Raw genomic sequence first — 13,152 nt, 5'->3', positions numbered from 1 at the left:
CCGCAACGATGAAACCGCCGTTCGACTCAGCTCCTGCTGGCGCCCACTCCCCGTGGCACTTGCGCTGGTCGTTCAGGCCGGTCTCCGGACTCGCAAGTCTTGACGTGTCGCCTTCCCAGGATGCAACCCATTCCCAGTGGCTGGATGACACGCCCGCACTCGCTTACCGTTGCGGGGGCAGTAGCGGCATTGCTTCAAAAGATCGGAAGCGCACCGCTTTCCCGTTTCAGCGTGGCCGGTTTGCATTGCTGGCCGACCACGACACCTTGAACGAAGCCGCGATTCTAGCATGGCGCATGGCGGCGAATGTTTCGGCGGTTGCATTCACCCAGGCTTTCCAGTAGTTTGACGATTTGCCCGCGCCCGGCGGGAAACCTCATCATTTGCAGTGATTGCCACACCAGCAGCCAATGCAGCAAGCGGAGTTTTGCCATGAATGCCAGCGACAAGTTTCTAGCTTCCAACGCCCGGGTGGATGATGCCAGCGTCCAGCCCTTGCCGAATTCGCGCAAGGTCTACGTCGTCGGCAGCCGGCCGGACCTCCGTGTGCCGATGCGCGAGATTTCGCAGGCCGACACGCCCCTGCATGGCAGCGAGGCGGTGGAGAAAAATCCGCCCATCCACGTCTATGACTGCTCCGGCCCCTACACCGATCCGGACGCGCGGATCGACATCCGCGCCGGCCTGGCGCCGCTGCGTGCCGCCTGGATCGCGGAACGCGGCGATACCGAAGTGCTGGCCGGCCTGTCTTCGGCCTATGGCCGCGAGCGCCTGGCCAATCCGGCCAGCGAGGCGATCCGCTTCAACCTGACGCGCGCGCCGCGCCGCGCCAGGGCTGGCGCGAACGTCACCCAGATGCACTACGCCCGGCGCGGCATCGTCACGCCGGAAATGGAGTTCGTCGCCATCCGCGAAAACCAGAAACGCGAAGGACTCACCGAATTATTGAACCGCCAGCATGCGGGCGAGCCGCTGGGGGCGGGTATCCCGAAAATCATCACGCCGGAATTCGTGCGCGACGAAATCGCCCGCGGCCGGGCGATCATTCCGGCCAACATCAATCACCCGGAAGCCGAGCCGATGATCATCGGCCGCAATTTCCTGGTGAAGATCAACGCCAACATCGGCAACTCGGCGCTGGGCTCCAGCATCCAGGAAGAAGTCGAGAAGATGACCTGGGCGATCCGCTGGGGCGGCGATACGGTGATGGATCTGTCCACCGGCAAGAACATTCATGAAACGCGCGAATGGATCATCCGCAACAGTCCGGTGCCGATCGGCACGGTGCCGATCTACCAGGCGCTGGAGAAGGTGAACGGCAAGGCCGAGGAGCTGACCTGGGAAATCTTCCGCGACACGCTGATCGAGCAGGCCGAGCAGGGCGTGGATTACTTCACCATCCATGCCGGCGTGCTGCTGCGCTATGTCCCGCTGACGGCGCAGCGCCTGACCGGCATCGTCTCGCGCGGCGGTTCCATCCTCGCCAAGTGGTGTCTCGCGCATCACCAGGAGAATTTCCTCTACACGCACTTCGAGGACATCTGCGAAATCATGAAGGCCTACGACGTCGCCTTCAGCCTCGGCGACGGCCTGCGGCCCGGTTCGATCCACGACGCCAACGACGCGGCGCAGCTCGGCGAGTTGAAGACGCTCGGCGAATTGACGCAGATCGCCTGGAAGCACGACGTGCAGGTGATGATCGAAGGCCCCGGCCACGTGCCCATGCACATGATCAGGGAGAACATGGATCTGCAGCTCAAGCTCTGCCACGAGGCGCCGTTCTACACCCTCGGCCCGCTGACCACCGACATCGCGCCGGGTTACGACCATATCACCAGCGCCATCGGCGCGGCGATGATCGGCTGGTACGGCACGGCCATGCTCTGCTACGTCACGCCCAAGGAGCACCTCGGCTTGCCCGACAGGAACGACGTCAAGGACGGCATCATCGCCTACAAGATCGCCGCCCATGCGGCCGATCTGGCCAAGGGCCATCCGGGCGCGCAGATCCGCGACAATGCGCTGTCCAAGGCGCGTTTCGAATTCCGCTGGGAAGACCAGTTCAACCTCGGCCTCGATCCGGACAAGGCGCGCGAATTCCACGACGAAACCTTGCCGCAGGAAGGCGCCAAGCAGGCGCACTTCTGTTCCATGTGCGGGCCGCATTTCTGTTCCATGAAGATCACCCAGGACGTGCGCGACTACGCCGCCGCCGAAGGGCTGAAAGAAGACGAGGCGCTGGCCAGGGGCATGGAAGCCAAGGCCGTGGAATTCGTGAAAAAGGGCGCAGAGGTTTATCAGAAACTCTGAGAAACTCTGACCGCGATGTGCTTCCACGTTTCCAGCCCCGATGACGATGAGTCCGCAACTCCGGCATAGCGATCCCACCGGCACGGTGGATTTTCAGGATCCCGGCGCGGTATTCAGCGCCATCGATCAACTCCTGACGCGGCGCTATGGTGAGGATTACGGGCGTCCCCTGCTGAGGCAGGCCATCGACGATCTGGCGGCGGCCTTTCGCGGCAAGCACCCCGGCTTGTTGCGCTGCGATACGCATTATCACGACCTGCGCCACGCGCTCGACACGGGGCTGGCGATGGCGCGGCTGATCGACGGCCATGGCATCGAGACGGCGCCGGCGGCGGCCGAACATCTCGACGCCGGGCATGCGCTGCTGGGCGTGCTGCTGGCGCTGTATCACGACATCGGCCTGCTGCGCCGCCATGATGAGCATCACCTGACCGGCGCCAGCCTGACGCCGATCCACGAAGCGCGCGGCGTGGCCTTCATGCGCGATTACCTGTCGCGTCCGGCCATGGCGCCGCTGGCGCATCTGGCCGGGAAGGCGCAACTGATCATGATCACCCGCCTGTTCTGGCACCTGCCGGCGGATACCGCGCCGCTGGATCGGGCGCTGGCCTGCCTGCTGGGCACGGCCGACATCGTCAGCCAGTTGGCCGATCGCTACTATCTGGAAAAATGCCGCGACTTCCTGTTCATCGAATTCAGCGCCTGCGGCCTGGCCGGCGCGCCGGATCTGGCCTATCCCGATCCGGAAGCCCTGCTGCGCGAAACCCCGGCCTTCTATACGGGGATGCTCAGCGCGCGCATCCGCGAGGAATACGACTCGGCCGATCGTTACCTGAAAGCACATTTCGACGGCAGCTGTCCCTATGAGGCGGCGATCAACCGCAACTTCCGTTTCCTCGCCGAACTGCTCGACGAATCCAGGCTGGAGCGTCTGCATCGCCAGCCGCAGCGCCTGATCGATACCACTGCGCCCGGCGGCGCATGAGCACGGCCTGCCGATCGGGCTGCGCGGCCTGCTGCATCGCGCCGTCGATCAGCAGCGCCATTCCCGGCCTGCCGCGAGGCAAGCCCGCGGGACTGCCTTGCCCGCAACTCGACGACGCGCTGCGCTGCCGCCTGTTCGGCCGTCCCGAGCGCCCGGCCTGTTGTGGCGGCCTGCAGCCCTCGCTGGAAATGTGCGGGCAGACGCGGGATGAGGCGCTGGCCTGGCTGACGCGACTGGAACGACTGACGCAATAGACACAATAGATTCGCGTGAATTCAGCGTCCGGCCGCGCTCGGGTGCGTCCATACCCCTGTGCTAGACTCGCCCGCCACACCGCCACCACCTCATCCGGAACCTCATGGATCTCACCCTGCTGCACGCGCTCATCCTCGGCATCGTCGAGGGATTGACGGAGTTTTTGCCGATTTCCAGCACCGGCCACCTGATCCTGGTCGGTGACCTGCTCGGCTTCAATGATGACAAGGGCAAGGTGTTCACGATCGTCATCCAGTTCGGCGCCATCCTGGCCGTCGTCTGGGAATACCGGCGCAAGATCGGCAGCGTGATGACGGGCCTGGGGCATGATCCCGTGGCGCGCCGCCTGGTGCTCAACCTGCTGATCGCCTTCATGCCGGCGGCCATCCTGGGCCTGTTGTTCGGCAAGCTGATCAAGGCCCATCTGTTCCAGCCGGTGCCGGTAGCCATGGCGTTTCTGGTCGGCGCGGTGCTGATCCTCTGGGCCGAGAAGCGCAATCACCGGATTCGCGTCGAGAGCGTCGATGATCTGACGCCGCTCGACGCCTTCAAGGTCGGCTGCGCCCAGTGCCTGGCGCTGATTCCCGGCACGTCGCGCTCGGGCGCGACCATCATCGGCGGTCTGCTGTTCGGCCTGTCGCGCAAGGCCGCCACCGAATTCTCCTTTTTTCTGGCCATACCGACGCTGACCGCCGCCACTTTCTACGAACTCTACAAGGAGCGGGCGCTGTTTTCCGCCGACGATCTGGGCATGCTCGCAGTGGGTTTCATCGCTTCCTTCATCTCCGCTTTCCTTTGCGTGCGTTGGCTGCTGCGTTTCATCAGCACGCACGACTTCACTCCCTTCGCCTGGTATCGCATCGTCTTCGGTCTGGTGGTGCTGGCGACCTGGCAATTCGGGCTGGTCGATTGGACGACGCCGTAGCGCCGCGGATGGCGCGGCGCGGGCGGTATAATTCCGCCCCTTTCTTTTTTTCCAGCCCCCCGATTGCCGATGAACGTCCTGTTCGAAGAGGACGGCGCCTTCAAGGCTGGCGCCGTCCTCGCCGATAACAACACCTCGCTGCAGGTCGAGCTGCCCACGGGCAAGCGCAGCAAGGTGAAGAGCGCCAATGTCCTGCTGCGTTTCAGCACGCCGGGCGCGGCCGAATTGCTCGAGCGCGCCGAAAGCGAAGCCGCCGGGATCGACAGCGATTTTCTCTGGGAAGTCTGCGGCGATGCCGAATTCGGCTTCGAGGACATGGCGCGCGAGTACGCCGGCCATGCGCCGGATGCCGTCGAGGCGGCGGCGGTGCTGCTGCGCCTGCATTCGGCGCCGGTCTACTTTCATCGCAAAGGGCGCGGGCGTTATCGCAAGGCGCCGCCGGAAATTCTCCAGGCGGCGCTGGCCGGGCTGGAGAAGAAGCGCCAGCAGGTGCTGGCCATCGAGCGTCTGAGCGGCGAATTGCAGGCGGGACGACTGCCCGAGGAACTGCGGCCGCTGCTGCGCCAGTTGCTCTACAAGCCGGATCGCAACCGCCTCGAAACCAAGGCCTTCGAGGCGGCCTGTGCCGCCAGCGGCCTGTCGCCGGTGCAGTTGCTGGCGCGCTGCGGCGCGCTGTCGTCGATCCACGACTATCATCTGGATCGCTTTTTGTTCGAGTATTTTCCGCAGGGCGAAAAGTTTGCCGCCGATCTGCCGCCGGCCATGTTGGCGGACCTGCCGCAGGCGCCGGTGCGCGCCTTCAGTATCGACGATGCCCAGACCACCGAAATCGACGATGCCTTTTCGGTCGTGCCGCTGGCGGCGGATGAAGGCGGCGGCTGGCGCATCGGCATCCACATTGCCGCGCCGGGACTGGGTATCCGGCCGGACGACGAACTGGGGCGTCTGGCGCGCAACCGTTTGTCCACGGTGTACATGCCGGGGCGCAAGATCACCATGCTGCCCGAGGCGGTCGTTGAGCGCTATACCTTGCTGGCCGGGCGCAGCAATCCGGCATTGTCGGTGTATCTCGATGTCGCGGCCGATTTCAGCATCCGCCGCCGCGAGACCCGTATCGAGGCGGTTGCCGTCGCGGCAAACCTGCGCCATCACGACATGGAGCCCCTGTTCAACGAAGAGACGCTGGCCGGCGGCCTGCCGGACTTCGATTTCCGCGACGAGCTGCGGCTGCTCTGGGAGTTCGCGACGGCACTGCAGGTCGGGCGCGGCAAGGCCGGTCAGACGCAGAACCAGACGGATTACAACTATGTCGTCGACTGGTCGGCCGATTCATCGCCGGAGCCGGGACGCATCCGTATCGAGCGGCGCAAGCGCGGCTCGCCGCTCGACACGCTGGTGGCGGAATTGATGATCGCCGCCAATGCCGGCTGGGGCCGCGATCTTGCCGATGCCGGCGTGGCCGCGCTGTACCGGGCGCAGACGGCAGGCAAGGTGCGCATGACGACCGTCGCCGCGGCGCACGAGGGGCTGGGCGTCGATTGCTACACTTGGACGACCTCGCCCTTGCGCCGCCACGTCGATCTGCTCAATCAGTGGCAGTTGATCGCCTGGCTGCGCGGCGAGCCGCCACCGTTCGCCGCCCGCTCCATCGAGCTGCTGTCCGCCATGCGCGACTTCGAGCTGACCTATGCGGCCTATGGCGAATTCCAGCGCGGCATGGAGCGTTACTGGTGTCTGCGCTGGCTGCAGCAGGAAAACCTGCAGGAGGCCACGGCCCACGTGCTGCGCGAAGGTCTGGTGCGCCTCGAAGCCGTGCCGCTGGTGCTGCGCATGCCGGGCTTGCCGACGCTCGATTATGGGACGCGCATCCGGCTGGTCATCGAGACGATCGATCTCTACGAGCCGACGGCGCGCGCCCGCTTCATCGAAGCCCTGCCGGATGCGCCGCTCCTGTCCCTGCCCGCCGATGACGGTGCAGTGGAAATCCTGGCTCAGCCGGCGGCAGCGGGGCCGCCGGTCGCCACGGCCGATGCTTCGGCAGGGGAGGCGGGCGCCGGGGCCGGGTAGAATCGTCCGCTATGCCGAGTATTCCTCCCCGGTTGTCCCGGATCATTGCCCTGCTGCCGCGAAGCATCACGCTGTCGGTGGCGTTGAGTATTTCGCTGGCGATCCATGCCGTCTTGCTGGCGATCCACTTCGAGGTACCGCACAAGCTGGCCAAGGCCAGCGACCAGATGCTCGAAGTCATCCTGGTCAACGCCAGGAGCAGTACGGCTCCGGCGCCCACCCAGGCGCAGGCGCGCGCCCAGGTCAATCTCGATGGCGGCGGCAATACGGACGAGAAACGCATCGCCAGGACGCCGCTGCCGGTGACGCCTGCGGTGCGACAGGGCAACGAACTGGTCGAGGCGCAGCGCAGGATCGCCGAAATGGAAGCCCTGCAGCGCCAGTTGATGAGCCAGATCAAGAGCCGTGAAAAGCTCTACTCATCCGAGCAGCAGCGGCCGCAGAACAAGCCGGAGCCCGAACCGCAGCCGGCCACGGGGAGCGACCTCGCCGCCTCGGCCATGGCCATGGCGCGTCTGCAAGGGCAGATCGAACGCCAATACGATGAGTACAACAAGCGGCCGCGCAAGAAGTTCATCGGCGCGCGCGCCACCGAATACCGCTTTGCCCAGTACGAGGAAGACTGGCGGCAGAAGATCGAGCGCGTCGGCAATCTCAATTATCCGCAGGCCGCCCGGGGGCGGGTCTATGGCACGCTGGTGCTGACGGTGGAAATCAAGTCCGATGGCAGCATCAACGCGATCACCATCGACCGCTCTTCGGGCACCCGGGTGCTGGATGAGGCGGCTATCCGCATCGTCAACCAGGCCGCGCCGTTTCCGGCGTTTCCGCCCAGCCTTTCCGATATCGACATCATCGGCATCACCCGCACCTGGTCGTTTACCAACGAGGACAGGCTGCAGGCCAAATGATGCCGCAGCAACGGGCCATGACAGACAGATACGCAGTGATCGGCCACCCGGTGGCCCACAGCAAGTCGCCGCAGATCCACCGCCGCTTTGCCGCGCAGACCGGGCAGGACTTGCATTACGACGCGCTGCTCGCGCCGTTGGACGGCTTTGCCGAGACCGTGCGCGGCTTCATTGCCGACGGCGGCTGCGGCCTGAACGTCACCGTGCCGTTCAAGGAAGAGGCGTATCGGTTGGTCACCCGGCTGACCGATCGCGCGCGCGCGGCCGGCGCGGTGAATACGCTGAGTTTCCGGCACGGTGAAATTCTCGGCGACAACACCGATGGTGCCGGCATCGTGCGCGACATCCGCGTCAATCTCGCCCAGGAAATCGCCGGCCGGCGCGTGCTGCTGCTGGGCGCCGGCGGCGCGGCGCGCGGCAGCGTGCTGCCGCTGCTGCAGGAAGCGCCCGCCTGCCTGGTGATCGCCAACCGCACGGCGGCCAGGGCGCGGACGCTGGCCGAGGCGCTGGCAGCGCACGGGAAGCTGCGGGGCTGCGGTTTTGCCGAGTTGAGCGGCCAGTCATTCGACATCGTCATCAACGCCACCTCGGCCGGCCTCAGCGATGCCGCGCCGGAGATTCCCGACGGCGTCTTCGCGCCGGATTGCCTGGCCTACGACATGCTGTATGGCCGCGAGACGCCTTTCATGGCGCAAGCCCGCCGTGCCGGCGCGCGGGTCAGCGATGGCCTCGGCATGCTGGTCGAACAGGCGGCCGAGGCCTTTCTGGTCTGGCGCGGCCTGCGTCCGGATACGCTGGCCGTGCTGGCCGAGTTGCGCCGGTCATGAAGGTTTTGCTGGGCGGCGCCTTCAAGTGGTTCAAGCGCATCCTGCTCGGACTGGTGCTGCTGATCCTGCTCACCCAGTGCTGGTACATGGGTTGGGTGATGTGGTGGAAATACTTCGATCCGGGCATGACGCGCTTCATGGAAATCCGCCTCGACGAGGCGCGCAGGACGAATCCGCAAGCTGAACTGAAACGCCACTGGCAGCCCTACGGGAAGATCTCGGTGCATCTCAAGCGCGCGGTGGTCGCGGCCGAGGACGACAAGTTCGCCGTGCATGATGGCTTCGACTGGGAAGGCATGCAGTTGGCCCTGGAGAAAAACCGCAGGAAAGGCCGGCTCGTGGCCGGCGGTTCGACGATCACCCAGCAACTCGCCAAGAACCTGTTTCTCTCCCCGGTCAAGACGCCGTGGCGCAAGGCGCAGGAAGCGATCATCACCCTGATGCTGGAAACCGCCTGGGACAAGCGGCGGATACTGGAGGTGTACCTGAACTCGGTGGAGTGGGGCGATTGCGTCTTTGGCGCCGAGGCGGCCGCGCGGCGCTATTACAGGGTGGGTGCCGCTCAACTGACGGCCGCGCAGGCGGCCCGGCTGGCGGTGATGCTGCCGGCGCCCCGGCGTTTCGAGAAGAATCCCTGGTCGGCTTATCTCAATCGTCGCACGCAGACGATTCTGGCGCGCATGCCGCATGCGCAGTTGCCTTGATGCCATCGCCCGCAAGGATTTTTGCCGTCGCCAGGCCGTTGGCCAGGCCGAATGCCAGCGCTGCCAGGGCAAAAAACGGGACCAGGTAGAACAGGCCGTCGTGCGGCACCAGCCACAGCCGGGCCAGCACCAGTTGTCCAGCAATGTGGGCGAAGGCGGCGAGCAGGCTCTGGCTGACCGGGCCGAACCAGCGCTGCGGCAGATGCAGCGCCGCGCCCAGCACGACGAGGCTGGCTAGCGAACCGGCGAGGCTGAGGAAAAATCCCGGCGCGAGAAACTGGCCGAGCACCAGGCTGCCGGCGAAGACCCGTAACAGCGTGACCCAGACCGCATCGCGCCAGCCGTGGCGCGCGAGCACGATCAAGGTGATGATGTTGGCCAGCCCCGGCTTGACGCCCGGTAGCGGGCTGGGAATCGCCGCTTCGACCACCGACAGGGCGATCGCCGCGGCGGCATAGCGGGCGATGCGGTGATCGTCGGCCGTTGGTTGCAGGCGGAGGGTGACGGGGGCGGACACGGCAGCCGGCGGGGCCGAAAATCAGCTCGGCCGCATGAACATTTCGCCGCGCAGCATTTGCTGAAAGGCCTTGAGCGAGACGTCGAAGGCGGCTTCGTCGACCTGGGTGCCCTGCAGGAAGGCCAGGCTGGCGAAGGAGATGATCAGCACGTTCATCGCCGCGTCGATGTTCATTTCGGGGTTGAGCTCGCCGCGCTTGCGCGCGCGCTTGAGCAGGTTGCGGAAGAACAGCGGGAAGGCCTCGGCATCTTCGCGCGCCAGCCAGTCGAGTTCCTTGTTGCGCTGGATTTCCAGCGCCGAGGCGGAGGCGAAGTTCATCATGCCCGGCCGGCCGCGCGCCACGGCGAAGGCGCGCTCCAGGCCCAGGCAGAGCTGATCCACGCTGCTGGCCTCGGGAATCTCGCGCGCGGCGTCCAGGTAGGCATTGATCAGCAGCCGGTTGGCATCCTGCAGGGCGGCGCGGTAGAGCGCGGCCTTGGAATCGAAATAGTGATACAGCGAGCCGCTGGTCACGCCGGCGCGCTTGGCGATTTCCCGGTTGCTGGCGGCGGCGTAGCCGAGTTCGGCGAAGCACAGCGTGGCGGCGTCGAGTATGTTCTTGCGCGTCGCCACGGCGACGTCGGCGCCCATCGGGCGGCCGGCTTTTTTCATTGGTTTCGCAGTCGTGAGTCGGTTCATTGCGGGTTGGAGCCTGAGATGCATGCAGACCGTATTTAGGCCCATTGCCGCCGGCCTGTCAATTAATCAATCGATTGATTGACGCGCGGAGGGAAGCCTGCTTGAATGACCCGGTAGTTCATCACTATCGAGGAGTTCCCATGAGCCCTACCATCGACCTGGATGTCGGCATCAGCGAGGAAATGCTGGCATTGCGCGATACCACGCATCGTTTCGCGCTTGAAGTCATGCGTCCGATCGCCGCGCAGCTCGATCGCATGACGCCCGAGGCAGTCATCGCCGAGGATTCGCCCTTGTGGCAAGGGCTGGAGAAATTCAAGGCCATCGGCCTGGTCGGCGCGCCCGACTGTTACGGCCCCGACCTGACGCCCGAAGCGCGCGCGCTGATGCATGCGATGGTCATCGAGGAACTGTGCTGGGGCGATGTCGGTTTGTCGATCACCTATTCGCTGTGGAATCTGGGCGCATCGGTGGCGCGCCAGATGGGACGCGAGGATCTGGCGGAATTCTTCGCCCAGCGCGATGAGTTTTTCTGCCTGGCGCTGACCGAGCCGAATCACGGTTCCGACATGGTGGCTTTCAACGACGCCAGTTTCCGCGACCCGGCCGGGCGCGCCGATCTGCGCTGCCGGCGCGATGGCGAGGATTACATCCTCAACGGCCAGAAGGCCGCCTGGGTGTCCTGCGGCACCATCGCCGGCTGCGGCATGATCTTCGCGACCTACGAGGATTCGAAGATCGGCCGTGCCGGCGGCGCGGTATTCCTGCTGCCGCTCGACCTGCCCGGCATCACGCGCGGCAAGCCGCTCGACAAGCTCGGCCAGCGCACGCTGAACCAGGGCGAGATTTTCTTCGACGAGGTGCGCGTGCCGGCGCGGTTCTTCCTTGCCGACGATCCCGACATGTACGCGATGATGCTGGGCGGCTTTCTCGCCCATGCCAACACCGCGATGGGCCTGCAGTTCGTCGGCGTGGCCCGCGCCGCCTTCGATCATGCGCTGGCCTATGCGAAGGAGCGCGTGCAGGGCGGCAAGCCCATCATCGAACACCAGAGCGTGAAGGCGCGGCTGTTCAACATGTTCATGAAGCTCGAATCGGCGCGCAGCTTCGCCCGCCAGGTGGCGATCCAGCACTACCAGCGCATGGGCATGATTCCCTTCCACTACGCCGCCGCCTCCAAGGTGCTGGTGACGCAGAGCGCGTTTGAAATCGCTTCCGAAGCCTTGCAGATGTTCGGCGGCAATGGCCTGTGCCGCGAGTATCCGCTGGAAAAGATTTTCCGCGACGCCCGCGCCGGGCTGATCGAGGATGGGGAGAATCACATGCTGGGCCTGACCGCCGCCAACAATTTCTGAGGGAGCATCGACATGGAACTTTACGACGCCATCGGCAGCCGCCGTTCTTTCCGCTTTCTCGATCCCGACCGGCCGGTGGAGATCGAAAAAATCCAGAAAATGCTCGAAGCCGCGCGCCTGGCTTCGCACTTCGGCAACAACAACGCCGCCCGCGCGCTGGTGGTGAACCGCGCCACGGCCACCGAAGAGCAACTCGAGTCGCTGCCCTCGCCGGTGGGCGGCTACCAGATCCAGCAGGCGCCGATCGTCATCCTCTGGTACATCGAGCAGAACGCCATGGACGAAGCCGCGCAGCGCCTGGTCGAACTCGTCGAGGCCGGCGCGCTCGGCTACGGGCCCGACCGCTTCGATGAACTCAACGACGTGCTCGTGCCGATCATGACGGCCGCTTCGGAAAATCTCAAGCAGCCGGGTCTCGTCGACATGGATCTCGGCCAGGCCGTGGCCCAGGCCACGCTGGTGGCGATCGCCGAAGGGCTGGGCTGCTGCTGCCAGGGCTCGGCCAACTGGCAGCGCGTCGAAAAGGCCTTCGGCCTGCCCGAGAGCTGCCGCATCGTCGTCGCGCAGACCGTCGGCTATCCGGCCGAATCGCGCGAAGCCGGCGGCCAGCGGCCGCGCCTGCCGTTCGAGGAGCTGTTTCAATACAACGCCATCGATAATCCCTTCCCGCGCTCAGAGGCCGTGGTCGAGGAACTCAAGGCGCAGCGCATGATCCAGGTGCCGGCCAAGCTGCCGGGCCGCGAGGAAGAGATCGAGGCGCTGCGGGTGAAGTACGAGCTGCCGCGCAGCGGGATGATTTGACGTACGCCGTCGCGGCGGCAGGCGATGTCGAACGGCCGGTCATTTTCCGCGCAGCAGCCAGGCGAAGGCCTGTTCGAAGGCCGCGTGCGCGCCGTTTTCGATGACGGGGCCGTGGGCCGGGACGATGCGCTCGAAATCCCAGGCCAGCACGCGCTGCAGCGATGCGCGCGCGGCCGCCTTGTCGCGATACGGCAGCTTCAGCAGCAGGGTCTGCCCAAAACGACCGTGGCAACCGTTGAGCCGCGCATAAAGTTGGGTCATGCCGGCATTCCACGGGCCGAAATGCACGCCGAGGTCGCTGACGATCAGGCTTTTCGAGGGGCGATGAAAGAAGACCGTTTCGCTCATTTCCGAGTTGCCCTCGATGAGCAGCCCATCGATGGCGCCGTGCCACGGTGCCGAGGCATCGGTGGGAATCGTCGGAAACCCTGCCAGTCCGGCCACCTTGGTGACGAGCCGGGGAGCGATGAACAATTGCGCGGCCGGGTACGCCGCGAGGAAATCCAGCGCGAACAGATGGTGATGGCGGTTCGGTGCGACGGCCCAGGCTGCGGCGCCGAGCGCATCGAGTTCGCCGCGCAATGCGGCCGGCAAGGGGATCGGCGAGTGGATCCAAAGGCGATGCGCCAGCCGCACCACGGTCATCGCCGCGGTCATCGGCATGCCGAGCAGGCGCATGGGGTGATGCGCGGTCCACAGGTCTTGCGCAACCGGGGTCAACATCGTGGTCGGATTCATGGGGGTTCGTCGCTCCAGTGGTCAAATGTCCGTGCGTCGTTCGAATCGGATACGTACGACGATACGACGCGCCAGCGCG

General features: G+C 65.5%; 13 protein-coding genes and 1 riboswitch. Of the genes, 10 read left to right on the top strand and 3 right to left on the bottom strand.

Going from position 1 to position 13,152, the window contains the following annotated elements:
- Positions 1-57: 57 nt before the first annotated feature.
- Positions 58-284, bottom strand: a riboswitch (cobalamin riboswitch).
- Positions 285-432: 148 nt separating this feature from the next.
- From thiC to mtgA, 8 genes are all read left to right on the top strand, one after another.
- Entirely contained in the window at positions 433-2,310 is a 1,878-nt protein-coding gene (thiC, locus tag SDENCHOL_RS00380) for a phosphomethylpyrimidine synthase ThiC (RefSeq protein ID WP_154715655.1), read from the top strand.
- 46 nt (positions 2,311-2,356) lie between these two features.
- Complete coding sequence (locus tag SDENCHOL_RS00375) at positions 2,357-3,295, top strand: hypothetical protein (protein WP_154715654.1); 939 nt, start codon at positions 2,357-2,359, stop codon at positions 3,293-3,295.
- Complete coding sequence (locus tag SDENCHOL_RS00370; RefSeq protein WP_154715653.1) at positions 3,292-3,549, top strand: YkgJ family cysteine cluster protein; 258 nt, start codon at positions 3,292-3,294, stop codon at positions 3,547-3,549. The genes SDENCHOL_RS00375 and SDENCHOL_RS00370 overlap by 4 nt, the downstream gene beginning before the upstream one ends.
- Positions 3,550-3,653: 104 nt before the next feature.
- The gene (locus SDENCHOL_RS00365; RefSeq protein ID WP_154715652.1) at positions 3,654-4,475 is read left to right on the top strand and encodes an undecaprenyl-diphosphate phosphatase; all 822 of its coding nucleotides are present in this window, start codon (positions 3,654-3,656) and stop codon (positions 4,473-4,475) included.
- 69 nt (positions 4,476-4,544) lie between these two features.
- Positions 4,545-6,542, top strand: a complete 1,998-nt coding sequence (locus SDENCHOL_RS00360; protein ID WP_154715651.1) for a ribonuclease catalytic domain-containing protein — start codon at positions 4,545-4,547, stop codon at positions 6,540-6,542.
- A gap of 32 nt (positions 6,543-6,574) precedes the next feature.
- Positions 6,575-7,453, top strand: coding sequence for an energy transducer TonB (locus tag SDENCHOL_RS00355; protein ID WP_231912880.1), 879 nt, complete (start codon positions 6,575-6,577; stop codon positions 7,451-7,453).
- 17 nt (positions 7,454-7,470) lie between these two features.
- Positions 7,471-8,280, top strand: coding sequence for a shikimate dehydrogenase (aroE, locus tag SDENCHOL_RS00350; protein ID WP_154715649.1), 810 nt, complete (start codon positions 7,471-7,473; stop codon positions 8,278-8,280).
- Complete coding sequence (mtgA, locus tag SDENCHOL_RS00345) at positions 8,277-8,984, top strand: monofunctional biosynthetic peptidoglycan transglycosylase (RefSeq protein ID WP_154715648.1); 708 nt, start codon at positions 8,277-8,279, stop codon at positions 8,982-8,984. The genes aroE and mtgA overlap by 4 nt, the downstream gene beginning before the upstream one ends.
- Here mtgA and SDENCHOL_RS00340 read toward each other — a convergent pair.
- Complete coding sequence (locus SDENCHOL_RS00340) at positions 8,929-9,501, bottom strand: Gx transporter family protein (protein WP_154715647.1); 573 nt, start codon at positions 9,499-9,501, stop codon at positions 8,929-8,931. The genes mtgA and SDENCHOL_RS00340 overlap by 56 nt on opposite strands.
- Before the next feature lie 21 nt (positions 9,502-9,522).
- Positions 9,523-10,152 (bottom strand): TetR/AcrR family transcriptional regulator, encoded by a 630-nt coding sequence (locus SDENCHOL_RS00335; protein WP_172954953.1) that lies wholly within the window; start codon positions 10,150-10,152, stop codon positions 9,523-9,525.
- Positions 10,153-10,319: 167 nt separating this feature from the next.
- On the opposite strand from SDENCHOL_RS00335, the gene SDENCHOL_RS00330 reads away from it, so the two are divergent.
- A complete protein-coding gene (locus tag SDENCHOL_RS00330; protein ID WP_154715645.1) occupies positions 10,320-11,534 on the top strand; it encodes an acyl-CoA dehydrogenase family protein in 1,215 nt (404 codons plus the stop codon).
- Between the two features lie 12 nt (positions 11,535-11,546).
- Positions 11,547-12,335 (top strand): nitroreductase family protein, encoded by a 789-nt coding sequence (locus SDENCHOL_RS00325; protein ID WP_154715644.1) that lies wholly within the window; start codon positions 11,547-11,549, stop codon positions 12,333-12,335.
- Between the two features lie 39 nt (positions 12,336-12,374).
- Here the strand turns inward: SDENCHOL_RS00325 and SDENCHOL_RS00320 are convergent, their stop codons facing one another.
- Complete coding sequence (locus SDENCHOL_RS00320; RefSeq protein ID WP_154715643.1) at positions 12,375-13,073, bottom strand: DUF4336 domain-containing protein; 699 nt, start codon at positions 13,071-13,073, stop codon at positions 12,375-12,377.
- Positions 13,074-13,152: the final 79 nt, after the last annotated feature.

The organism is Sterolibacterium denitrificans, assembly GCF_900174485.1.
Lineage (GTDB): Bacteria > Pseudomonadota > Gammaproteobacteria > Burkholderiales > Rhodocyclaceae > Sterolibacterium > Sterolibacterium denitrificans.
Note: the sequence above shows the minus strand (reverse complement) of the source record. Positions and strands in the feature narration are given on the sequence as shown.

Bases quoted from the DNA above. Each gene is read 5' to 3' on its own strand.
- SDENCHOL_RS00360 (WP_154715651.1), top strand. From the start codon at position 4,545: ATGAACGTCCTGTTCGAAGAGGACGGCGCCTTCAAGGCTGGCGCCGTC.
- SDENCHOL_RS00370 (WP_154715653.1), top strand. From the start codon at position 3,292: ATGAGCACGGCCTGCCGATCGGGCTGCGCGGCCTGCTGCATCGCGCCG.
- SDENCHOL_RS00335 (WP_172954953.1), bottom strand. From the start codon at position 10,152: ATGAAAAAAGCCGGCCGCCCGATGGGCGCCGACGTCGCCGTGGCGACG.
- mtgA (WP_154715648.1), top strand. From the start codon at position 8,277: ATGAAGGTTTTGCTGGGCGGCGCCTTCAAGTGGTTCAAGCGCATCCTG.
- aroE (WP_154715649.1), top strand. From the start codon at position 7,471: ATGACAGACAGATACGCAGTGATCGGCCACCCGGTGGCCCACAGCAAG.
- SDENCHOL_RS00365 (WP_154715652.1), top strand. From the start codon at position 3,654: ATGGATCTCACCCTGCTGCACGCGCTCATCCTCGGCATCGTCGAGGGA.
- SDENCHOL_RS00320 (WP_154715643.1), bottom strand. From the start codon at position 13,073: ATGAATCCGACCACGATGTTGACCCCGGTTGCGCAAGACCTGTGGACC.
- SDENCHOL_RS00375 (WP_154715654.1), top strand. From the start codon at position 2,357: ATGAGTCCGCAACTCCGGCATAGCGATCCCACCGGCACGGTGGATTTT.
- thiC (WP_154715655.1), top strand. From the start codon at position 433: ATGAATGCCAGCGACAAGTTTCTAGCTTCCAACGCCCGGGTGGATGAT.
- SDENCHOL_RS00325 (WP_154715644.1), top strand. From the start codon at position 11,547: ATGGAACTTTACGACGCCATCGGCAGCCGCCGTTCTTTCCGCTTTCTC.
- SDENCHOL_RS00330 (WP_154715645.1), top strand. From the start codon at position 10,320: ATGAGCCCTACCATCGACCTGGATGTCGGCATCAGCGAGGAAATGCTG.